Here is a 22433-nt window from a genome sequence, read left to right as displayed (position 1 = left end):
TATTTAATTTTAAAACCTAAAACAAGTATAACCCCGCTCTAAATTTAGGACGGGGTTAAAACATAGTTATTTAATTTGCGATATAAGATACTTCACTGTACTTAAAAATATAACAATAAAGTCGTTTGAAAATCTAAGTTTTATTCAACAATACCGCCCATTGTTGAATAATATTCAATTTTAAACGAATAAAGCCATTAATATTAAATTTTGATAGCTATCATCCAATTTTACACCCTTTGCTTTTCTACCCTCTTCAAAGAAGCCTAGATTCTTATATAACTGGATTGCACCTAGATTATCTTCCATTACCTCAAGACAAACTTTTTCAATTTTACTGTTATTTTTAGCCCAATTGATTAACGTTTCTAGAAGAGCTCTTCCAATACCATAATTTCGATATTCAGGTAGTATGGTCATCGCAAAAGCCCCTTGATGACTAATTTTTTCTTTGTTTCCGTTCTTAAAATCTATTGCACCGACTAACTTACCATCAACTTCAGCAATAAACTGTACATAATTTGGATTTTCATGATAAGCTTTTAACGTTTTTTGAATAGCATCGATACGCACCTTTTTTACATCCTCAACCGTACTTAGCATGTATGGAGCGTTTATTAAAGTTTTTGAAGCAGAATCTAGTATTCTTTCTGCATCCTGTTCTTTAGCTTCTCTAATTATTACTGTTTTTCCATCCTTAGATTTATAAGTAAAAACATTAGTTGATAAGATACTACACACACCCTTTCGGAATATAATTAATTAAAATTTTTAACTGTTTCGCGATTCTTAAGTAAGAAAAAGTCGTATCACCTTTTTCTGCATTCGCTCTGCTTCAACTTAATAACGATTATTTCAAATGTTTCTAATTTTTACAAGAATTTATTCCGTTATATAACCCGATTTTTGAATAACATGACTGGCGTTTTTTAAACAAATTCATTATCTCTGTACAAGATGAATTAACGACTTGAGCTGTTGTATAAATAATATACAATGACCTTTTCTAATTCCTTAGTTTGTCCTTTTTCCCGTATACGAACGGCATCTACTGGAATTTGTGTATGTTTTAACCAATCTAGAATAAGGTGTAGTTGTACTTGTATTTGACCAATGTGTAGCTTCTTTATGTTCTTATTCTGAATTCTATTAATTAATTGCAGCATATAGGGAAGTTTTTCTATACATTCGCTTAAATCTCCGCAATAACCTGAAGGGAATTCATTTGTACCAAATTCTAAAGTATTGATGTAATTAGAAACTAGGTATATCATGGCTTTTTGTTCGGTATAACCACCTAATTCAATCGCTTTTCGAAGGGATTTTTCTAAATCGTCTTCTTTATTGCTAGAGTCCATATAAATTCCTATCCATCTAAAAGGTCTTGAATCAATCGGGTTGTTTTCTGTCCATCTATATAGAATATCAATTAGAAAACTATTTAGTGAGAAAGTTAAGACCTCATCTTTTTCGTTTAATGCATCTAAAATAGTAAACAGCGAAATGGCAAACTCTTCTTGATCTTTTGATTCCCATTTCTTTGCATTTGAAATAAATGTCTCTAAATGTTTATAAGCTAATTTTCGAAGTCCCGCTTCGCGATGCTGACAGTAACAAATAAAATCATGCCAATGTTCATTTGTATTCATATTTATAATAATGGTTTGTAATGCAGTGTGAGGTTTATGTATTATAAGTCCCCCAATCTATTAAGAACGTGTTGAAAATTTAGTGTTATTATATCATTACATAAATTAAAAAGGGAGAGTTACTATGATTACAAAAGTAATTACGAAAAGTAATTGGGAAATCGCAAAGGTAGATGGAGAAGTTAATGAAGCTTCACTTAAAGAAGAGGGATTTATTCATTGTTCATTAGTAGATCAAGCTTTAAAAGTTGCAGAAAAATATTTCAAGCATGAAGAAGATGTTTTATTACTTACAATTGATCCAGCCCTATTAAAAGCAGAAGTAAAATATGAACTTACTTCTAACGGTCAAGAATATCCGCATGTTTACGGAGTAATTAATGTTGAGGCGATTGTAGAGGTTGTTCCATTGCATAAAGAAAACGGAGAGTTTATCCCGCATTAACAGACAGCTCGATTGGTGAGGGCTGATAATCAGTGGGGAATGAACCAAACCCCCACTGATTAAAAAAGATAAGTATGTTATATATGTTAGTGAGAAAAGCGCAAATCATATAGTTAGTTTGTTTTATTATCCGTTTTTTGGTAAAAAATATTGTTTTTATCACACTAATACTGTACGATACATAGTATAAAACATATACTGTATGACATATAGTAATGGAAAAGAGGTGAGTGAATGGATGCTTTATTAAATTCGTTAATTACTGAACTAAGAAGAGGAACATTAACATTAGCGGTTTTAAGCCAGTTAAGAACACCGCAGTATGGGTATTCACTTGTCCAATTATTGGAGAAATCAGGGATCACAATCGATCAAAGTACTTTATATCCACTACTTCGCCGATTAGAAAAGCAAGAGCTAGTGACGAGTAGTTGGGATAAAACGGAGAGTAGACCGCGTAAGTATTACGTTTTAAGTGAATACGGATTAGAGATATTTTTGCAGTTAAAAAAGGAATGGATAAAGGATTCGAAGGAACTTTATAACTTATTAAAGGAGGAGGACAAGAATGAATTTAATTGATATTTATGTCGAGGAAGTAGCGAAGAGATTACCTGAAAAAAATCGTGAAGATATTATTCTTGAACTACGGTCAACAATCGAGGATATGTTACCGGATGATTATAATGAAGATGATGAAAAAAGAGTTCTTGAAAAATTGGGAAGTCCAGTTGCATTAGCTAATGGGTACTTGGATAGACCAATGCATTTAATTGGACCACGTTATTTTGATGTATATATGACATTATTAAAAATGATCTTACCAATCGCAGTTGTAATTGCGCTTATTTCAATGGTTGCAGAAAATTTTATTAGTTATAGTGGTGATCAGGCTGTATTAAATGTTATTTTAAAATTGATAGGTGAAGGCATTGGAAGAACGTTTGAAGTAGGTTTCCAAGTATTTTTCTGGCTGACAGTTGTGTTTGCTGTTATAGAAAGAACGGATAAAGAAAAGGACCCACAACCATTAACAACAAGTTTAAAAAAATGGACGCCAGATGATTTGAAAAATATTGCGTATATCCCGAAGAAAAAGGCGATCTCAAAGTTTGAAGTGTTTGGAGGTCTAATGTGGACGGCAATATGGGCTACACTTTACTTCTATGCGAATCATCTCGTTGGCGTATACAATGGTACGGAAAATGGATTGAAGTTTGTTGCGCCGACGTTTAATCAAGATGTATTACTTCAGTATTGGCCAATCGTTGCTATTGTGATTGTTTTTGAAATAGGTATATCTCTTTATAAGTTAGTACAGGGACAATGGACGCAAAGATTGGCGATTGGAAATGCTATTCTTCAAGTAGCTGGGACGATAGTATTCATTGTAATTGTAGTAAATCCACATTTATTTAACACAGGATTTATTACGTATTTGGCAAATGCATTTACTATTTCCACAGAGGAGTTTAAAACGTGGCTCATTGGGGGAGGAATTTTCTTCTATACGTTATCTGCTGCAATAAATATATTTGATGGTTTCCGAAAAGCTAGTATTCGTACGTAGATAAAAATCGGAAATTTCGGTAAAATAAAACTATTAAAAAGATAGTGAAATAAGATGAACATGATGAAAGGAAGAAAACAATGATAAGGGAAGCAACGAAAAGAGATTTAGCATACATTTTAGATATTTATAACGATGCGATACTTTATACAACAGCTGTATATGCGTATAAACCTGTAACCCTTGAAAATAGAATAGATTGGTATGAACAAAAAAAGGCCGAAGGGTATCCAATTTTCATATACGAATTAGATAATAAAGTAGTAGGATTTGCGACATTCGGCCCATTTAGAGCGTGGCCTGCTTATAAATATTCAGTTGAACATTCTGTGTATGTAGATAAGACATATAGAAAAAATGGCATTGGGTCTTTATTCATGAAAGAATTAATTAAAATTGCGGAGGAACGAGAGTATATGACCTTAATTGCTGGAATTGATGCAGAGAATGAGAAAAGTATTGCCTTGCATCAAAACTATGGATTTGTTCATGCAGGGACAATAAAAAAAGCTGGTTATAAGTTTAATAAATGGCTAGATTTAGCTTTTTATCAGCTGGAGCTTAACGGTCCTGAAAATCCTATAGAAGAATAAATATTTTTCGGTAGCAAGAAAAAATTCATGCTACCTTTTTCTTATTTTAATAGCTGATGAAAAGGTTTTTTATATTCAATATTGAATTATTAGAAGTTAATATAACGATATGAAAAGAGGGATGGAAATGGAAACTGTCATAAATAAAATAAAAGAGGTACAATCTAATTATGTGGGAATGGAAATTTATTCTACAAAAAACAATCGTATAGTTGCTTCATATAATAGTGAATTAAATATTCCGTTAGCATCAGCAGCAAAATTAGTTATTGGATTTGTAGTAGCACAAATGGTGAAGGAAAATAAACATAATTGGAATGATATACTTCATCACATTAAATTTAATCCGCATGAAGATAGTACGCAGTTATATCCGCATTTACAAGGAAGAACTTCTTTAACACTTAGTCAAGCGGTCGAGGTAATGATAGCTTGTCATGATAGTTACGTTGCACAGTCAGTTGTAATGCACTGTGGTGGATGGGATGCTGTGAAAATGTATGTACAAACGTACTTTTCAAAAATTCATATACAAGAGAATGCTAGAGATGAGAAAAATATTGGAGACTTAAATGAAGTTCTTGCCCTTTTGATACAAACCTTTCAAGGTTATAAATCAGAACCAGAATTATGGGAACCAATTATTAGTGGCATGGTAAGACAACAAGGAGAGTATGAAGAAATCCCATATTATCATTTAGCTCATATGACAGGTGGATTGCTCACAGCTACAATAAATATTGGTATAATAGGAATGTTTAACGAATTTCCGCTTCTTTATGTGATTGGGGGAAAAGATTTACCGAATCGACGTGAAAATAAAGAGGTAGATGAAGCTTTTGCAGTAGTTTTAAAGTACATATACAAAGAATATAGTGAAAACATGCTAGGAGTGAGCGGTTGAAAAGAAACTTAAAGACTTCAACAATCATTATTTTAATTTTAACGATTATTGCTCTTGAAGTTGGAATCGCACTATATAATCACAATTTGTCATTAGATACAATTTACTTTGCAGCAATCCTTATTTGTATTGTATTGCTTTTTGGTACACGTGTTTCTGAAGAGAAAGAAAGTAAATCGAAACGAGGGCGAAGAAAAACAGCTCTTATATTTTGGCCATCTATTTTATTGTCTATCACTTGTTTCGCAGTTATAAGTTACATAAGGATAGGCTATGTCTCTGTACCAGGGATAATTGGCTTTTCATGCTTTGTTACATATGGTGGATTCGTATGTATTAGTATTTTTAAAGAGAAAAAATAAAATGTAGCTTACTGAGCTGAAAGGAAGCAATATATATGAAACATATAAAGAACGGTACACGCACTGAAGGAGAATATATTAAAAATAAAGTTATTCAATATAATATGTCCATCTTAACAGATGAGGCAAGACAGACGATGGAAGAAGTAAGCCTCGTAGTAAAAAATGAAGAAGGAAAAATTTTTGGTGGCGTAACAGGTACGATGTATTTTTATCACCTTCATATCGACTTTTTATGGGTTGATGAATCAGTTCGTCATGACGGTTATGGTAGCCAACTTTTACATGAAATTGAAGGTATTGCAAAGGAAAAAGGGTGTAGATTAATATTGCTAGATTCATTTAGTTTCCAAGCACCAGAATTTTATAAAAAGCACGGTTACAGGGAGTATGGTGTCGTTGAAGATCACCCGAAAGGTCATAGTCAGCACTTTTTTGAAAAGAGATTATAATAATATTATGTATACTGAATTATAGGAGAAATAATCTGTACACGTATAAATTGCAACAAGAACAACTAATCTGTGCAGAAAAAATAAAGAAGCTTTATGATTCTATCGGTTGGTGGCCAGAAAGAAAAGAAGTCGATATTGAAAAAATGTTAAAGAATAGTATAGCCATTGGAGTATGGAAAGAAAATGAATTAGTTGGATTTGCTAGAGTCGTTTCTGATGGTGTTTTTCGAGCATACATTGAAGGTGTTGTCATACATGAGAGTGTAAGAAATAAAGGTATTGGAGAGAAGATGCTTACAATGTTACTTCGGGAAATATCTCATATTGATATTGTTAGTCTATTTTGCGGAGAGAAGCTAATAAAGTTTTACGGTGAGCAGCAATTTCAAGCAACAAAGCAAATTGTGATGCACCGTAATCAAATAGGGAAAGAATAAGAGGTGCCAATTAAAATGAATGCAACAAGAGCGTACTGTTTATCGAAAAGAAAGGCGACAGAAGATTCTCCAGATGGTTGGAGTGCAACATGTATGAGGCTTAATAATAAAATATTTGCGATAGTAAATCATGAAGAAGGTGAAAAAGCTGCGATTACATTGAAGTGTGATCCAGAAGTCTCATTAAGAATAAGAGAAGATTATCCAGAGACAATTATTCCAGGGTATCATATGAATAAAAAACATTGGAATACCGTTTATATTCGTAAGGGTATAGAACAGGAGCAAATAAATAAAATGATTGATTGGTCGTATGATTTAGTACTACAATCATTTTCAAAGAAAAAGCAGCAGGAGTTAATGAATTAATATGTATTAGGAGTGTGTGTAATGAAAGATTCGATTAAAGATACGTATGATAAATTAGCGAGTACATATAAAGAAAATCTAGATTTCGCAAATCCATATAACAGTTATTATGAAAGACCGGCGATGATGGAGCTTATTCCAAAGGAACTAGAAGGAAAAAAGATACTAGATGCTGGATGTGCAGCTGGATGGTATACTTCTCAATTCATAGGAAGAAGAGCAAATGTTACAGCAATTGATATAAGTCCTGAAATGGTAAAAGCAGCAAAAGAAAATATAGGAGAAGAAGCAACGTTCCTTTGTCATGATCTGCAAGAAACATTGCCATTTGAAGATAGTACGTATGATGTGATTGTAAGTTCGTTAACTCTTCATTACTTAGAAAATTGGAATCAAGTATTTCAAGAATTTCGTCGTGTACTGAAGCCAGGTGGAGAACTTATTTATTCTATTCATCATCCTTTTATGGATTTCACAAAGTTTCCATGTGAAAATTATTTTGAAAAACAGTTATTAATAGATACTTGGGTTAAACCGAATATTACTATTGAAGTCAAGTTTTTCAGAAGGTCACTACAAGACATAATAAATGAAACTACAAATTATTTTGTATTAGAAGAGATAGTGGAACCGAAGGCAGTTGAAAAGATGAAAGAAGTAGACGAAAAATCATATTATTATCTAAATATGAATCCACATTTTCTTATCATAAAAGCAACTAATAAATAGCTAGTAAAATAACTTTATTTTACTAGCTATTTACAGTTATACATTATATATTAGGAGACTTTAAAATGAATACGAAACGAAATAGAGTATTATATGCACTATTTACTATAGTTGTTATTATTTTAGGTCTTAGCTCAAGGAAGTTTTCTTTTGCACTACCACATCTATTAAATGATTACTTAGGCGATGCTTTATGGGCATTAATGATTTTCACTGGCTTTGGATTTTTGTTTCTTAAAACAGAGACGAAGAAGTTGTCTTTTATTAGTTTAATGTTTTGCTACGGGATTGAAGTGAGCCAATTGTATCATGCTGAATGGATAGATAGCATGCGTGCAACGACTTTGGGTGGACTCGTGTTGGGATACGGTTTTTTGTGGAGTGATTTAGTGGCTTATACAATTGGTGTTGGAGTGGGAATACTGTGTGAGGTTATTTTTCGGAAGAAATAAGAATTGTAAAAGGAGTATTTGTAAATGGAACAAGCACTGGAAATTGCAAAGTTTTGGTTTCAAAATGAACATGTCACAGCTACTGTAATGCAACCAAAAGTAGCGAAGGTTATATGCAAGAATAAAGAGTATATTTTAAAGAGAACGGGATCAATAGACCAACTTCTAATTGAATTCGATGTTTTGGATCAACTGTATGAAAAGGGAATTAAAGTACAGAGAGTAGTAAAGACAGAAAATGATGAACAATATGTATTATATAAAGAAAAATATTATTGCTTATATGAGTATGTTGCCGGAAGTGTTTTAGAAATAAAAGATACGGATAAGCTGGAAAGGCTAGCAAGTACAATTGGAGAAGAAATAGCTAATCTGCACAAAGCATTACATTCGGTGAATAGTGATCATGAGTTAATAAAAAGAAATTTATATAAGACGGTATTTGAATGGGCTATACCAATTTTAGAAAAGAATGAGTATGTTCATCGAGAGGTAATTCAAAAGATGGAGCGAATGCACACAGATTTCAAGGAAACGGTCCATCCATTACCGAGACAAATTATTCATCGTGATATGCATCTATCAAATGTAATCTTTAAAGATGATAAACTGGAAGGGTTTATAGATTTCGAGATTTTAGGAAATAATGTAAAAATATTTGATGTATGTTATTGCTGTACAAGTGTATTAAGCGAGCTATTTAGTGATGAAAGATTAAGAGGAAAATGGTTACATATCGTTAGCAAAGTCTTTGAAGGTTATTATAAACAAAATGATTTAAAGAAAGAAGAACTAAAAGCTATTTGGTATGTTATGCTTTCAATTCAAATTATCTTTATTGCTTATTTTGTCCAGTTACCAGATTTATTAAAGTTAAATGAAGAAATGTTCTTCTGGATCTTTGCTAATAAGGAAGATATTGAAGAAGTTATAGAAGGTATCGTAAAGGTATGAAAAAAATAATATTAATTGGTTCTGGTGGTTCAGGAAAATCTACACTAGCAAGACAGTTAGGAAATAAATTAAATATTAAGGTGCATCATCTTGATGTATTATTTTGGAAACCGAATTGGGAAGGTGCTCCGAGAGAAGAACAAATAACAGTTCAAAATAACTTAATTAAAGATGAGAAGTGGATTATTGATGGGAATTATGGCGGGACGATGGGTATCAGACTGAATGCAGCTGATACAATTATTTTCCTTGATATTCATAGAACAATTTGTATTTATCGTGCTTTTAAAAGAATTGTAAAATACCGAAATAAAACAAGACCAGATATGGGCGCGGGATGTGAAGAAAGATTTGATTTGCAATTTTTTAAATGGATATGGGAATATCCTAATGCTAAACGACCTACAATTTTAAAAGAGTTAGAGCAATTGCCCGAAGAGAAAAAGGTTATTGTTTTAAAATCTCCAAATGAGGTTCGGAAATTTTTAGAGCACATATAATAATAGAATGTAACACAAAAATTCTTTGTGGATCTTACCGATTAGTTTAATAAAACTAATCGTTTTTTATTATGAAAAATTTAACGCTTTTTGAAAATTGTATTTTGTAATGAGTATATGACTATAAGTTCATATAAAATGAACGTTTGGAGGAATAGAAAATGACTAACGATTTAATTCAACTAATCGATTCATTAATGGTCAATATTCCAGCTGGAGAGGTAGTATTAAGAGATGATCGAATAAAAAAAGAATGGCTAGTACAAATTCAACCATTTCTTCTTGCAAAGTATGCTGTAACAATGGAACTATATGATGCTATTACAAATAGTACATTAAATAATTTTGAAAAAAATCATAAACCAGTTGTAAATATTTCATGGAACGATGCCATTGCGTTTTGTAATGTACTTTCAAAAATAGCGGGATTAAAAGAATATTATTCTATTAGTGATGTTGGTCAAATTGTGAAATGTAATTTAGATTCGAATGGCTACCGATTACCATCTGAGGCAGAGTGGCAATATGCATGTAAAGCAAGTACAACCGGATATACATACGGGAAACTTCTTGATATAGCGTGGTATAATGAAAATTCAAATGGACAAATTCATGACGTTGGCCAAAAGGAACCGAATGCATGGGGACTTTATGATATGCTAGGGAACGTTTGGGAATGGTGCTATGATTTGTATGATGAAAAAGTATACGGATCATACCGCATTTTTCGTGGAGGTAGTTGGGCGGAGGCAGCGAGAGGTTGCGGCGCTACTTGTCGTCGCCGAAGCCATCCCACATTTCATATAGAAGATCTCGGTTTTAGACTTGCTAGGTCAATTTAGCAGGAATATGATACGAACAACAAAGAAAAGAGTATGGAGAGAATCCATACTCTTGCTAACATAGAAATGATTTAACGTAAGGAGTGTTTATAATGGCGCGTGTTTTATGTATTAACGCTGGATCAGAAGGACATATAAATCCAACTTTACCGGTTGTAGAAGAATTGATTTCTCGCGGTGAAGAGGTCGTTTATTTCTCAATAGAAGCTTTCAGGGAGCGGATTGAAAAGACAGGTGCTACTGTACGAACGATTGATGATCAAAAATTTATAAAAGCGTTTCTATCTGGAGGCAGAAATTATTTACAGGAAAGAATAAACGGTCTTCTACATACAGCGGATATTGTTATACCTAGTGTTCTAGAACAAATTGAAGGTGAACATTTTGATTACATAATTCATGATTCTATGTTTGGCTGTGGGCACTTAATTGCTCAAATTCTTAAACTGCCATCCATAAATTCATGTACATCTTTTGCGCAGGATGAAAAATCTTTTGAACAAATGTTAGGTCATCTGTCAAAAAATATTCCAGTAGAAATTCATGATAAAATACAGAATGATTTTCAAAACTTAACGAAGGGAATTACTGAAAAATATGGTGTTGAAATAAAATCACAGTATGAAGTTTTCTGTAATCCTGCACCCCTTACTATTGTGTAATACAATTAAGGAGTTCCAGCCTTTTGGTGATACGTTTGATGAAACATATAAATTTGTAGGACCATCTATCCCTGCACACGTGAAAAACAGAGACGTTGATTTTACTTCAATTGAAGAAAAAAGTCCGATTTATATTTCATTAGGTACTGTTTTTAATGAAGCGATTGACTTTTATAAACTGTGTATGAAGGCCTTTGAGAATAGTGAGCATACAATTGATATGTCTATTGGTAATAAAACGAAAATAAGTGATCTAGGCGAAATTCCTAAAAACTTCATTGTGAAACACTATGTGCCTCAAACCGAACTGCTTACTTATACGAAACTATTTATTACACACGGCGGGATGAACAGTACGCATGAAGGACTATATAACGGGGTTCTGCTCGTTGTAATACCGCAAAGTGCAGATCAGCCAGCAATCGCAAAGCAAGTGGAGAGTCTTGGAGCAGGAGTTCAATTACATATGAATGAATTAAACGTGGAGAAATTGCGTGAAAGTGTGGAGTTAATTTTAAATAACCCTTCATATAAAGAGGCTGCTTTGAATTTGAAGGAATCATTCCGAACATCGGGTGGATATAAGGAAGCTGTTGATGAAATTTTTACATTTGTAGGTCAGTAATAAATATAAAGTTATACATGAAAAAAGTGTCTATATTAAATGATATAGACACTTTTCTGTTGTAAGAAGAGAAGAATTGTTTAAATGGAAAAAATGAAAATACTAAATGTGAATTTTGAGAACTAAGTCTACAATTTCTGCTGCACACTTTTATTTTATCCCGTATTAACCGACCGTAAAACCCCAACTAATTAAAGTTTTACTTTATGATTTCAGGATGTGGTTTTATATGTTAGTAATAATTTCACTGTTTCTGCACAACTTCTGCACATGCTTAGGCGAGTTCTATGTCATGATATATTCATAAAGTGAAATATTTCACAAGGAAAAAATATATTTTCACTGCGGTGTATGCATAATTAATACATACATCGGTACAAGTTTGTCTCTTGTTATTCTTTTACATCAAAGCCCACATTCCACTACAAAGTATAACAAGAAGGAGACATGAACATGAATAATCGATTTTTAAAACAACTACAAAACATGAAAATGAACAAAAAAAGTTTAGGAGCTGTAGCATTAACAGCTGGAATTATTAGTACGACACTTATTCCTCAAAATGCTTATGCGCACGGTTTTGTTGAAAAGCCCGGTAGCCGATCCGCTTTATGTAGTCCAACTTATGGTGCGCTAAATGTAAACTGCGGAAGTGTTATGTATGAACCACAAAGTTTAGAAGCTCCAAAAGGGTTCCCACAAGGTGGTCCAGTAGATGGACAAATTGCTTCAGCAGGCGGAAAATTTGGTGGTATTTTAGATCAACAAACAGCAAATCGTTGGTTTAAAAATACAATCACTGGTGGGGAAAATACATTTACTTGGAAGTATACTGCGCCTCACTTAACGAGTAAGTGGCATTACTATATTACTAAAAAAGGATGGAATCCAAATAAAGCGCTAACAAGAGCAGATTTTGAACCAATTGGAACTGTGCAACACGATGGTTCTGCAGCTTCAAATAATTTAACTCATAAAATTAATGTACCTACTGATCGTAGTGGATATCATGTGATTTTAGCAGTATGGGATGTAGCTGATACAGCAAATGCATTCTATAATGTAATTGATGTTAATCTTATTAATGATGTGAAACCAGACATAGAAGCGCCAAGTATTCCAAATGGACTTCAGACGAAAAAAGTAACAGCGAATAGTGTAGAACTAACATGGAACTCTTCTACGGATAATGTAGGGGTAAAAGGATATCAAATCTTCCGTAACGGAGAGATGATCGATACAATACTAGGCACTCATTTTATTGATAAGAAATTACAACCAAGCACAGAATACTCTTATACTGTAAAAGCAATTGACGCAGCTGGAAATGTATCGAAAGAAAGTACAGCGCTTACAGTAAAAACAACAGTTGCGACTCCTGATACAGAAGTACCAACACAACCAAAAGGATTACATAGTATGGGAACGACAGCATCAAGTGTGGATTTAATGTGGAGTCCATCTGACGATAACATTGGTGTAGACCATTATGATATTTATAGAGAAATAGAAGGATTAATGAAAAAGATTGCAACATCCAATACAACTTCTTATATGGATAAAAATCTGCTTGCTAATACTACTTATAAATATGTAGTGAAAGCTGTTGATGTAGCTGGAAATGAATCCGTACAGAGTGATATATTCACAATTACTACAAAAGATGAAAGCGCTTCATATGAAGCGTGGGATGCAAAAAAAGCATATAAAAAGGGAGATAGAGTTCTACACGAAGGAAAAGTATATGAAGCAGTCCAGAGTTATCAAGGAAATGGTGATCCAAACTGGATTTATGCATTATCATTATGGAAAACAGTGTAAGCTTTACCTAGGCATGAACTAAGAGATGATGGGCTTTGATGCAAAAGGGAATCTTGAGAATTCGCTTTTCTATTTATAAAAAAGACGACGTATTCAGCGTCGTCTTTTTTTCTAAATTTTACTTCCCTTCATTCAATGATGATAAGTCCCGTAATTAATTAAACTAAAGTGTTATTTTAATAAAATAGCGGGAAAAGGAGAGATTTATAGAAAAATCGTTGTGTATGATTCTAAAATGTTTTTGAAAATGTATGGAGTGAAATAAAAAGAACCCTTTGTAAAACGGGTTCTTTTGGTGCGTTAATCTATTAATTACAATCTTGATGATATTCATCACACGAATCTTTATTATCGTTACAGCAAATACAAAATGTTTTTTGCACAAATAAACTAACTATACTAGTAGGGCCTTCCTGTTTCGTAAAAGTAAGACTTTGAAAATCTTCAACTTGAAATATTTTTGTTTGAACAGGTTGTAATGTTGTAGTAATTGGGCGGCTAGATTTTCTTGTTAGAATAGTTACTTGAACGGGTGCACTCATCCCGACAACGAATAACTGAATTAATGTTTTATTATGATTGTTTGTGAAATCCTCAAATACAGTTTGTGGAGCGGTGGTTTCAAGGAAAACAGATAAAGGTATATTTCCATTTGCATTTTCTTCAGAACCAGTTATCGTATGAGTTTCAATAAAACAGTTATTTTTTTGATCGTTCGAATACGATTGGTTTTTATAATATTTTTTACCATCTTTATAAAAATAATTAGCCATAATTATTTTGCTCTCCTTTCTTTGGAATATCAATATATAGTATTAATTAAAAGGAAAGAGTGCTTGTACTAAAGAATAATATCCGCTCTTGAAAATAATTGAAAAAACAATTTGATATGCATACTATTTGAGAATGTTGTAGTTTCTAACTAAAAATAAGCACACATTAAAGTGTGCTCTAGATAAGAAAGGTAAGAATCTTATGAATGGAGAATCTCCATTCAATAGCATATGCTTGTCAAATTTTAAGGTGAAAACTTTTTAACAAGAAAGTTATTCAGAAAATTTTCCTGTGATGATAAAATTATATTTTTGATTTTAAATGTTTGGAATTATGGATGTCGAGATGGATTTTTAAAAAAATTATAGAAATTTAATTTTACTATAAATAAAGGAGCAGTTAGCCAAGTTTAACTAATCGATATATAGATATTATATTGAGTTATGTATTGTATTCGAGGAGGAATAAAGAATGTGTACGTATTGGGAAACGTATTTAGAGAATTCTCCGAGAAGCAAGAAAAAAATAAATGAGCCGTTAGCAAAAGCTAACGGCAAACAGGGATGTCATACTAGATGTATTTATAATATTAAAGAAATATTGATTTTTATTCAAATGGAGAGAAGTAGGCTATTAACATGGAGATGCATAAATTCATATCCTGTAAGTAGTAAATTAATGACGGGATAGATTGAAAATGGATGATCCGATTAAGGAGATAGTTGGTGCTTGGTTTGTTGCAGTAGGGACAATTATTGCTGCGGTTGGTAGTACACCTTTTAAAAAATTGAATGACGAATTAAGAAGAGATTTAAACGTATGGGGGAATGTATTACAGGCAACAGGGAACGGCCTAGAAGCTGATGGACAAGGGGAAATATCTCTTGAAAAAATCGGTAATGAAATCCAATCAATTGGTAATGTAACGGTTTTAACAGGACTCATTATAGAATTTGAAGATAATACACAAAAAAAAGTAGTGATTGCAGGGAATTGGGTTCAAGCATTAGGTGGTATTACATCAATAGGTGGTGAATTAGAGGATAGTTCCGACATAGATGAATCGTATAACATTGTTGGGAATGTGTTACAAGCGACTGGAAATTCATTACAGGCAATAGGTGGAATAGATGAATTGAAAGCTAGTCGGGATAAAGTGGAAGAAATTTCGGAAGGAAATGAGGAGGATGGACAGATTATAGTGATTACGAGGAGCTGGATTCAAGCGGTTGGTTCAGTAGTTTCATTAATCGGTCAAATAAGAGAAGAAAGACAAGAGATTTTAGACAACAATTCATAGTGAGTTTAATAAAATATTCTTTTTAAAGTGAAAGCAAACAGAATATAGTGCGAATAGAAAACTAGAGAATGCCAATTTCATTAAGGGTGTTTTAAGACTATGTATGCTAGGTTCTTTGCTTTCAAGTTAAAAGTTCTTTCATTGGAATATTCACTAAAGAGACTTTCAAGTGAATAAGATACAGAGAGGTGACTATATGAATAAACAATATAGTCACCTTTCTATTATGATAACATTTTCGTCATAAGTATATGTGGAATGCTATCTTCCATGAATATATCAGAAGAAGTTTGATAGCCTAATTTTTTATAAAATCCTTCAGCTTGTGTTTGACCGTGTAGCTTCACTTTTGTAACTTGTTCGTTACGAGCAATTTCTTCTAACGTTTGAATGATAACTTTACCTAATCCGTATGTACGATAATCTTTTAAAATACAAATACGTTCTAATTTTCCGACACCATCAACAAATCGTATACGCCCTGTGCCTACAGGAAACTCATGATAATAAACTAAAATATGTTTACATTGCTCTCCGATTTCATCGAATATATCGAATTCATCTGCAAGAGGGACACCTTGTTCTTTTACAAATACTTCTTTTCGAATGTGAAAGGCAGTTTCTAAATCAGTAAGTTCTGTTATAAGTTTGGATTGCAAAATGTTCAGTCCTTTCTAGTGTAATCAGCTTGTGTTTTCATAGTATATCATAATAAAGTGCTATTAAGAGAAGATGAACATACTAAAAAGCCAACTTTAAAAAGTCAGCTTTTATTACAATTCCTTTATCCCATTTTTAGTGCCGATAATTGCTTTACTCGTCATACTTATAAACAATCCTGTTTCAACTACACCAGTAATCATTTTTAATTGGGTTTGTAAATGGGCAGGATTAGAAATATGATTAGAGAATATACAATCGATAATCATGTTATTGTTATCGGTTATATAGGTTTCATTATTTTTCAAACGTAATGTTGTTTGACACCCTAAAGACTGAATTTTATTTTCGGTTTGTTTCCATGAAAAAGGGATGATTTCAACAGGTAATGGAAAATTACCTAAATGTGTTACAAGTTTCGATTCATCAGCAATGATAATTAGTTCTTTAGAGGAAGAGGCAACGATTTTTTCACGAAGTAATGCACCACCACCGCCTTTTATAAGTTGTAAATTTGAATCAATTTCATCCGCTCCATCAATTGTAAGATCAAGACTTTGTACGTCGTTTAACGAAATTAGGGGGATATTTAGTTGCTGTGCTAATGCTTCAGTTTCCTTTGATGTCGGTACAGCTTGAAATGATAATCCTTCTTTTACATACTCACCTAATTTTTGTATTGTCCAATATACAGTAGAACCTGTACCAAGCCCAATCTTCATGCCATCATTTACAAAGTTAGCAGCATATTCGCCAGCGAGTTGTTTTAAATTCATCGCTTTACTCCGCCGGACGTGGCCCAGCATCAAGACTTGAATTTTCAACTGTAAGTACCGGACGAACGACTATATCTTTATGTACACGCATTTGACAAGATAATCGTAAATGATCTTCAATCCCTTTTTCCGTCATTGCATGTTTCTCATTCGCACTCGCTTCACAGAAATCACCTGCTAGTATTTCTACTCTACAAGTCGTGCAACGTGCATTCCCGCCGCAACGATGGAGAATGTTGACACCGCTATCTTCAATTGCTAATACTAACTTTGTTCCTTCTTTCACATCAAAAGTTCCCGCACCTTCAATTGTTAATTTTGGCAAATTTGTTCCTCCTCACGTAAAATTGTACATAACATATTTATGACCGCGAATTCTTGAACATAAACATTATTTTTTTATACCCCCGTAACTTTTTTAAATGTAGAATCGTTTATTAAGTAAGCGCTGAAAAGGAGTGGTTATTTTGTGCACAAAAGTAACTCATGTTTTAAAGAATCATATCGATATGAATCATTCAAATATAAATTTTTTAATTGAACAATATGGAGAGCTAAAAAGATACTGTACTTTTTTAACGAAAAACAAATGGGATGGGGAAGATCTCGCCCAAGAAACGGTGTGTAAAGTGCTTCAAAAATATAGAAATAAAGATATTTGTATGACACTCGTCTATAAAATAGCTAGAAATCGTTGGTTAGATCAGATGAAGTCTAAGTCTGTTCATGAAAAAATAAGAGAACAAATCACTGTTGAAGAACCACATGAGAACATTGCAGATTTGCATGAAATGGTAGGGAAAGTATTGTCTTCATTAAATGTACAGCAATCCGCAATTTTATTATTAAAAGATGTTTTTCAATATAGTATCGCTGATATTGCTAAATTGTGTTCTGTATCAGAAGGTGCAGTGAAAGCTTCTTTATTTCGGAGTAGAAATAGGCTGAAAACTGTAAGTGAAGAAGGGATCGAGATAGTCGAATTCACAGAGGATATTGAAGTTGTTGTAACGTCTATTCGTGAGGAAAGACCGGAATTGTTAACGAAACTTCTTCCGACAATAGATTTTACTAAGTTACCATCTAAACAGCCAGTCTTATTATTTAGTGTAAAAGAACCTTCTTCCTACAGTTGTATGCTTTGCGTTGCATAACAAGTATTGGGGGGATTTAAAATGAATGCAATTCCATATGTAGTAGAACAAACAAAATTAGGAGAACGTTCCTATGATATATATTCAAGGCTATTAAAAGACCGCATTATTATTATCGGTTCAGAAATTAATGATCAAGTAGCGAGTAGTGTCGTAGCTCAACTATTATTTTTAGAAGCAGAAGATGCAGAAAAAGATATATATTTATATATCAATAGCCCAGGAGGTTCAACGACAGCAGGTTTTGCAATATTAGATACGATGAATTTAATTAAACCAGATGTACAAACGCTATGCATGGGCTTTGCGGCATCATTTGGTGCATTGTTATTATTATCAGGAGCAAAAGGAAAACGGTTTGCGCTCCCTAACAGTGAAATTATGATTCATCAGCCGCTTGGTGGTGCACAGGGGCAAGCAACAGAAATTGAAATAACAGCAAAAAGGATATTAAAGTTAAAGCATGATATTAATAAAATGATTGCAGAAAAAACAGGCCAACCGATTGAAAGAGTAGCGCATGATACAGAAAGAGATTATTTTATGACCGCAGAAGAAGCTAAGGAATATGGAATTGTAGATGATGTTGTTACGAAAAAATAAGATGAAAAAGGCTAGAGGATATGTTAATTCTCTAGCCTTTTTATTAATCTTTTACCCATTCATCAACTAATGCTTGATTTTTTTTAATCCATTTTCGCGCAGCTTCTTCAGGATCTTTTGTTTTATTTAACATGACCATTAACGTACCAAGTTGTTCATCGGTCATTTTCCATTTATCAAAGTATTTTATAACATCTGGGTGATCTTTTTCGAAACCTTTACGAACGGAGTAATAAATGTCATCTTTTTCACCATATACTTTCTTAGGGTCTTTTAAATATTTTAAGTCAAATTCTGAAAAACCCCAATGCGGATTCCAAAGCGTAACAGCGATTGGTTTCTTTTTCGTATATGCTTTCTTTAATTCACTCATCATCGCAGCTTCTGAGGATTGGACAAGTTTTAGTTTTATATCATATTCTTTCATTGCTTTATTCGTTAAATTCATAAGACTACTACCAGGTTCGATACCGACAATTTTATTATCTAATTCATCTTTATGAGCATTTAAGTCTTCAATACTGTTAATATTTTTCACATAGGAAGGTACGACTAGACCAAGTCCAGTACCTTCGTACCATTTTGATTTTAAGACAATATCATCTTTATAACGATCGTTTAGCGGCTTATCCGTAACGGGTAGCCATACTTCTAAATTCGCATCAACATCACCACGAGCGACACCAGTCCAAATTGCGGCTTTTTCTAAATACATGAGCTCAACTTTGTAGCCTTTTTCTTCTAATAAAACTTTCCACATGTTTGCAGTTGCAATATTTTCTTTCCAACTTGTTACACCAAGTTTAATTTTTCCTTTCGAATTTGCATTTGTTGCATTACATGAAGTGAAAATCATAGTAATAAATAATGCAAGGCATATAAACCAAATTTTCTTTCGCATCGAAAACCTCCTAAGTAGTGTTTGCCTTATAAAATAAATGTATAAGTAAGCATTCTTATTATGAACGGAAACGAGAATTTTAAAGAAATCTTATGAATGTCATTTTTATGTAATATTTCTTTGCAAAATCGCAACACTATGTGAATAGATGGGTAGAAAAGGAGTAGTGACATGGATAATACAAAGGTGCGTGTTGAAAACGTAACAAAAGTATTCGGGAAACATCCGCAAAGAGCCCTTTCTTTATTAAAAGAGGGGAAAAGCAAATCGGAAATTTTAAAAGAGACAGGAATGAACGTTGGTGTAAAAAAAGCAACGTTTGAGGTATACTCTGGAGAAATTTTCGTTATTATGGGTTTGTCTGGTAGCGGGAAATCTACGCTAGTTCGTATGTTAAATCAATTGATTAAACCAACTGCAGGTCATATATACATAGATGGTGAAGACATCGCAACGATGGGAAAAGAAGAGTTACGGAGAGTAAGAAGAACGAAAATGAGTATGGTATTTCAGAAGTTCGCTCTATTTCCGCATCGTACGGTTATACAAAATGTTGCATATGGTTTAGAAATACAAGGGGTTTCGGTAGAAGAGCGAGAGAAAAAAGCGTTAGAATCGCTACAGTTAGTAGGACTCGATCATCATAAAGATAATTATCCAAGTCAACTTAGTGGTGGTATGCAGCAGCGCGTTGGAATCGCAAGAGCACTAACGAATAATCCAGATGTATTACTAATGGACGAGTCATTCAGTGCATTAGATCCACTTATTCGAAAAGAAATGCAAGATGAATTGTTAGAGTTACAAGATAAAATGGAAAAAACGATTATATTTATTACACATGATTTAGATGAAGCGCTTCGAATTGGGGATCGTATCGCATTAATGAAAGATGGAGAAATTGTCCAAATTGGAACGCCAGAAGAAATTATGATGAGCCCCGCTAATGAATTCGTAGAAAAGTTTGTTGCGGATGTGAATTTAGGAAAAGTAATTACAGCGGAATCTATATTAAAACGACCAGAAACTTTATTAATTGATCGTGGACCACGTGTAGCCCTTCAAATTATGAGGAATGCAGGTGTTTCAACTGTATATGTTGTCAATAAAAAGTATGAGTTTTTAGGTATATTAACCGCGGATGATGCGAGTAAAGCAGTTCAAAAACAATGGCCGATTGCTGATTTATTACTTAATGATATTCCGCATGTGTATTTAGATACTTTACTGGAAGAGACATATGCAAAAATGGCGGAGATGAAATATCCGTTACCAGTAATCGATGAGAAGAAAAGGCTAAGAGGAATTATTAAACGTGAAAGTGTCATTCAAGCTCTTGCAGGAAACATTGAGGAAGAGGTGAAAGACGATGAATAATATACCACGTATTCCTTTAGGAGAATGGGTCGACTCATTTGTTGCAAGTTTATATGAGCACCTTGAAGGCATATTCCGAGGGTTCTCTTATATTATCGGCGGATTCGTTGATTTACTCACTAATTTTTTAACAATAATACCGGCCATATTGATGATTATTATCCTTTGTTTCCTCATTTGGTACACAACGAGAAAAGTATCATTAATTATTTTTACACTAATCGGCTTATTGTTTATTTTAAATATTAACTACTGGGCACAAACGATGCAAACATTAGCACTCGTACTTACGTCTGTTATTATTTCAATTATTGTCGGAATTCCAATTGGAATATTAGCATCTCAAAATGAACGTTTTTCAAAATTTTTAAAACCAACATTAGATTTTATGCAAACAATGCCGGCATTCGTATACCTCATTCCAGCGATTACATTTTTCGGAGTTGGTGTAGTACCTGGAATTATTGCATCGGTAATCTTTGCAATGCCACCTACAATTCGTTTTACTGACTTAGGAATTAGACAAGTTCCAGAAGATTTAATTGAAGCAGCGAATGCATTTGGATCCACAGCATCACAAAAACTATTTAAAGTACAATTACCACTTGCAACCGGAACGATTATGGCTGGTGTGAACCAAAGCATTATGCTTTCGTTATCAATGGTTGTAACAGCGTCACTTGTAGGAGCTCCTGGGCTTGGAGTTGATGTATATCGCTCGGTAACACAAGTTAATATCGGAATGGGATTTGAAGCTGGATTAGCTATCGTAGTAATCGCAATTATATTAGACCGAATTACACAAGGGTTCCATACGAAAAGAAAATAATGACCAAAAAACACACTTTTATACTACAAAGTGTGTTTTTTATTGCATCCAGTTTACATACGAACGATAACAGAACCTCCAGCTGGTGCACAAACTTGGTTTTGCTGTTGTTCCATGGATTTAATTAATTGATTATTTTCTTCGATTAATGAGATTAATTTAGCTAACTGACTTTCAAGGCTAGCGATGCGCGGCATCATATATTGTGAATCATGATGCAATGTATTCCTTACAGGATGGGGAGAATAAACATACTGTTGATTTATATTTGGATTCCAATGAGGATGCATTTGAATCGTTCCTCCTTCAATAAATTACGGATCTTTCTTATAGTAAATGCCTATATATATTTAATGGTTACTTGAAATTTTTTCATTATAAAAGGAGTATGTACAGAAAATGGAAAATATTATATATGAAGTTAAAGTGCTTTTTTTGAAAAGATTCAAGCGAGATAGTGCGTATATTAATACATTTAAGTGAGTGCATGTTGTTTAGGGAGAAATGATGGGAGGAGATGCAATTTTGGCTAAAAATAAAAAAAGAAATGATGCTTTGGCAATAGGTGTCGGTATAGGGGTTGTAATCGGTGTATTTCAAGGGCACTTTACAAATAATTTAGTAATCGGAATTGTGATTGGGATTATAATTGGGATTGCGTTTTTGAAGAAATAATGAGGTGTAAATTCA

30 protein-coding genes and 1 pseudogene are annotated in these 22433 nt (G+C 33.2%); 23 read left to right on the top strand and 8 right to left on the bottom strand.

Annotated features, from left to right (window positions below; genetic code table 11):
* Nucleotides 1–180: 180 nt before the first annotated feature.
* Together DN403_RS00255 and DN403_RS00250 are read right to left on the bottom strand one after the other, a co-directional pair.
* Complete coding sequence (locus DN403_RS00255; protein WP_000337121.1) at nucleotides 181–741, bottom strand: GNAT family N-acetyltransferase; 561 nt, start codon at nucleotides 739–741, stop codon at nucleotides 181–183.
* 221 nt (nucleotides 742–962) lie between these two features.
* Complete coding sequence (locus DN403_RS00250) at nucleotides 963–1649, bottom strand: hypothetical protein (RefSeq protein ID WP_001095278.1); 687 nt, start codon at nucleotides 1647–1649, stop codon at nucleotides 963–965.
* Nucleotides 1650–1773: 124 nt separating this feature from the next.
* On the opposite strand from DN403_RS00250, the gene DN403_RS00245 reads away from it, so the two are divergent.
* From DN403_RS00245 to DN403_RS00170, 16 genes and pseudogenes are all read left to right on the top strand, one after another.
* Entirely contained in the window at nucleotides 1774–2094 is a 321-nt protein-coding gene (locus DN403_RS00245; RefSeq protein ID WP_000629084.1) for a DUF952 domain-containing protein, read from the top strand.
* A gap of 234 nt (nucleotides 2095–2328) precedes the next feature.
* Entirely contained in the window at nucleotides 2329–2676 is a 348-nt protein-coding gene (locus DN403_RS00240) for a PadR family transcriptional regulator (protein ID WP_000339347.1), read from the top strand.
* The gene (locus DN403_RS00235) at nucleotides 2663–3664 is read left to right on the top strand and encodes an HAAS signaling domain-containing protein (protein ID WP_001048842.1); all 1002 of its coding nucleotides are present in this window, start codon (nucleotides 2663–2665) and stop codon (nucleotides 3662–3664) included. Before DN403_RS00240 ends, DN403_RS00235 begins: the two co-directional genes overlap by 14 nt.
* Before the next feature lie 80 nt (nucleotides 3665–3744).
* Nucleotides 3745–4257 carry a GNAT family N-acetyltransferase gene (locus DN403_RS00230; protein WP_000617518.1) on the top strand — a complete coding sequence of 171 codons (513 nt, stop codon included), beginning with the start codon at nucleotides 3745–3747 and terminating at the stop codon, nucleotides 4255–4257.
* Between the two features lie 127 nt (nucleotides 4258–4384).
* Nucleotides 4385–5161 carry a serine hydrolase gene (locus tag DN403_RS00225; RefSeq protein ID WP_000450757.1) on the top strand — a complete coding sequence of 259 codons (777 nt, stop codon included), beginning with the start codon at nucleotides 4385–4387 and terminating at the stop codon, nucleotides 5159–5161.
* Nucleotides 5158–5523, top strand: coding sequence for a hypothetical protein (locus DN403_RS00220; RefSeq protein ID WP_000828001.1), 366 nt, complete (start codon nucleotides 5158–5160; stop codon nucleotides 5521–5523). Before DN403_RS00225 ends, DN403_RS00220 begins: the two co-directional genes overlap by 4 nt.
* 35 nt (nucleotides 5524–5558) lie before the next feature.
* Complete coding sequence (locus tag DN403_RS00215; RefSeq protein WP_000680538.1) at nucleotides 5559–5975, top strand: GNAT family N-acetyltransferase; 417 nt, start codon at nucleotides 5559–5561, stop codon at nucleotides 5973–5975.
* A gap of 35 nt (nucleotides 5976–6010) precedes the next feature.
* Nucleotides 6011–6415: a GNAT family N-acetyltransferase gene (locus DN403_RS00210; protein ID WP_033669535.1), complete on the top strand. Its 405-nt coding sequence runs from the start codon at nucleotides 6011–6013 to the stop codon at nucleotides 6413–6415.
* A gap of 15 nt (nucleotides 6416–6430) precedes the next feature.
* Nucleotides 6431–6784, top strand: a complete 354-nt coding sequence (locus DN403_RS00205; RefSeq protein WP_016098623.1) for an MmcQ/YjbR family DNA-binding protein — start codon at nucleotides 6431–6433, stop codon at nucleotides 6782–6784.
* Nucleotides 6785–6805: 21 nt separating this feature from the next.
* The gene (locus DN403_RS00200; protein WP_000655260.1) at nucleotides 6806–7513 is read left to right on the top strand and encodes a class I SAM-dependent methyltransferase; all 708 of its coding nucleotides are present in this window, start codon (nucleotides 6806–6808) and stop codon (nucleotides 7511–7513) included.
* A gap of 65 nt (nucleotides 7514–7578) precedes the next feature.
* Nucleotides 7579–7965, top strand: coding sequence for a ribosomal maturation YjgA family protein (locus DN403_RS00195; protein ID WP_001093452.1), 387 nt, complete (start codon nucleotides 7579–7581; stop codon nucleotides 7963–7965).
* Nucleotides 7966–7989: 24 nt separating this feature from the next.
* Nucleotides 7990–8919 carry a phosphotransferase enzyme family protein gene (locus tag DN403_RS00190; RefSeq protein WP_000434082.1) on the top strand — a complete coding sequence of 310 codons (930 nt, stop codon included), beginning with the start codon at nucleotides 7990–7992 and terminating at the stop codon, nucleotides 8917–8919.
* On the top strand, nucleotides 8916–9419 hold the full coding sequence (locus tag DN403_RS00185) for a DNA topology modulation protein (RefSeq protein WP_000720570.1): 504 nt from the start codon (nucleotides 8916–8918) through the stop codon (nucleotides 9417–9419). The genes DN403_RS00190 and DN403_RS00185 overlap by 4 nt, the downstream gene beginning before the upstream one ends.
* Nucleotides 9420–9580: 161 nt before the next feature.
* Complete coding sequence (locus DN403_RS00180) at nucleotides 9581–10261, top strand: formylglycine-generating enzyme family protein (protein WP_000180349.1); 681 nt, start codon at nucleotides 9581–9583, stop codon at nucleotides 10259–10261.
* A 92-nt stretch (nucleotides 10262–10353) separates the two neighbouring features.
* A pseudogene (locus DN403_RS00175) lies at nucleotides 10354–11548 on the top strand (macrolide family glycosyltransferase).
* A gap of 453 nt (nucleotides 11549–12001) precedes the next feature.
* Complete coding sequence (locus DN403_RS00170; protein ID WP_001065142.1) at nucleotides 12002–13369, top strand: lytic polysaccharide monooxygenase; 1368 nt, start codon at nucleotides 12002–12004, stop codon at nucleotides 13367–13369.
* Nucleotides 13370–13677: 308 nt separating this feature from the next.
* On the opposite strand, the gene DN403_RS00165 is transcribed toward DN403_RS00170, so the two are convergent.
* A complete protein-coding gene (locus DN403_RS00165) occupies nucleotides 13678–14142 on the bottom strand; it encodes a hypothetical protein (protein ID WP_000024965.1) in 465 nt (154 codons plus the stop codon).
* A 472-nt stretch (nucleotides 14143–14614) separates the two neighbouring features.
* Here DN403_RS00165 and DN403_RS00160 point away from each other — a divergent pair, with 472 nt between their 5' ends.
* On the top strand, nucleotides 14615–14833 hold the full coding sequence (locus DN403_RS00160; RefSeq protein ID WP_000337734.1) for a hypothetical protein: 219 nt from the start codon (nucleotides 14615–14617) through the stop codon (nucleotides 14831–14833).
* 7 nt (nucleotides 14834–14840) lie between these two features.
* The gene (locus DN403_RS00155) at nucleotides 14841–15443 is read left to right on the top strand and encodes a DUF6944 family repetitive protein (protein ID WP_149185241.1); all 603 of its coding nucleotides are present in this window, start codon (nucleotides 14841–14843) and stop codon (nucleotides 15441–15443) included.
* A gap of 224 nt (nucleotides 15444–15667) precedes the next feature.
* Here DN403_RS00155 and DN403_RS00150 read toward each other — a convergent pair whose 3' ends face one another.
* From DN403_RS00150 to DN403_RS00140, 3 genes are all read right to left on the bottom strand, one after another.
* Nucleotides 15668–16102, bottom strand: a complete 435-nt coding sequence (locus DN403_RS00150) for a GNAT family N-acetyltransferase (protein ID WP_001190875.1) — start codon at nucleotides 16100–16102, stop codon at nucleotides 15668–15670.
* Nucleotides 16103–16216: 114 nt separating this feature from the next.
* A complete protein-coding gene (gene rpiA, locus DN403_RS00145; RefSeq protein WP_016077570.1) occupies nucleotides 16217–16879 on the bottom strand; it encodes a ribose 5-phosphate isomerase A in 663 nt (220 codons plus the stop codon).
* A gap of 4 nt (nucleotides 16880–16883) precedes the next feature.
* Nucleotides 16884–17204, bottom strand: a complete 321-nt coding sequence (locus tag DN403_RS00140) for a 2Fe-2S iron-sulfur cluster-binding protein (protein ID WP_001125391.1) — start codon at nucleotides 17202–17204, stop codon at nucleotides 16884–16886.
* 142 nt (nucleotides 17205–17346) lie between these two features.
* Between DN403_RS00140 and DN403_RS00135 the strand changes: the two genes are divergently transcribed.
* Both DN403_RS00135 and clpP read left to right on the top strand, forming a co-directional pair.
* Nucleotides 17347–18033 carry an RNA polymerase subunit sigma-70 gene (locus DN403_RS00135; RefSeq protein WP_000337517.1) on the top strand — a complete coding sequence of 229 codons (687 nt, stop codon included), beginning with the start codon at nucleotides 17347–17349 and terminating at the stop codon, nucleotides 18031–18033.
* 21 nt (nucleotides 18034–18054) lie between these two features.
* Complete coding sequence (clpP, locus tag DN403_RS00130) at nucleotides 18055–18636, top strand: ATP-dependent Clp endopeptidase proteolytic subunit ClpP (protein WP_000991620.1); 582 nt, start codon at nucleotides 18055–18057, stop codon at nucleotides 18634–18636.
* Nucleotides 18637–18679: 43 nt separating this feature from the next.
* Here clpP and DN403_RS00125 read toward each other — a convergent pair whose 3' ends face one another.
* Nucleotides 18680–19537, bottom strand: coding sequence for a glycine betaine ABC transporter substrate-binding protein (locus DN403_RS00125; RefSeq protein ID WP_001227626.1), 858 nt, complete (start codon nucleotides 19535–19537; stop codon nucleotides 18680–18682).
* A gap of 171 nt (nucleotides 19538–19708) precedes the next feature.
* On the opposite strand from DN403_RS00125, the gene DN403_RS00120 reads away from it, so the two are divergent.
* Together DN403_RS00120 and DN403_RS00115 are read left to right on the top strand one after the other, a co-directional pair.
* Nucleotides 19709–20914, top strand: coding sequence for a quaternary amine ABC transporter ATP-binding protein (locus DN403_RS00120; RefSeq protein WP_000370608.1), 1206 nt, complete (start codon nucleotides 19709–19711; stop codon nucleotides 20912–20914).
* Nucleotides 20907–21743: an ABC transporter permease gene (locus DN403_RS00115; protein ID WP_001059837.1), complete on the top strand. Its 837-nt coding sequence runs from the start codon at nucleotides 20907–20909 to the stop codon at nucleotides 21741–21743. Before DN403_RS00120 ends, DN403_RS00115 begins: the two co-directional genes overlap by 8 nt.
* A gap of 53 nt (nucleotides 21744–21796) precedes the next feature.
* Here the strand turns inward: DN403_RS00115 and DN403_RS00110 are convergent, their stop codons facing one another.
* Nucleotides 21797–22033, bottom strand: a complete 237-nt coding sequence (locus DN403_RS00110; protein WP_000553346.1) for a hypothetical protein — start codon at nucleotides 22031–22033, stop codon at nucleotides 21797–21799.
* A gap of 217 nt (nucleotides 22034–22250) precedes the next feature.
* Between DN403_RS00110 and DN403_RS00105 the strand changes: the two genes are divergently transcribed.
* Nucleotides 22251–22418: a glycine zipper domain-containing protein gene (locus tag DN403_RS00105; protein WP_000508401.1), complete on the top strand. Its 168-nt coding sequence runs from the start codon at nucleotides 22251–22253 to the stop codon at nucleotides 22416–22418.
* The last annotated feature ends 15 nt before the right edge of the window (nucleotides 22419–22433 follow it).

Source organism: Bacillus sp. AY2-1, from assembly GCF_008368965.1.
GTDB classification, from domain to species: domain Bacteria; phylum Bacillota; class Bacilli; order Bacillales; family Bacillaceae_G; genus Bacillus_A; species Bacillus_A thuringiensis_S.
Note: the sequence above shows the minus strand (reverse complement) of the source record. Positions and strands in the feature narration are given on the sequence as shown.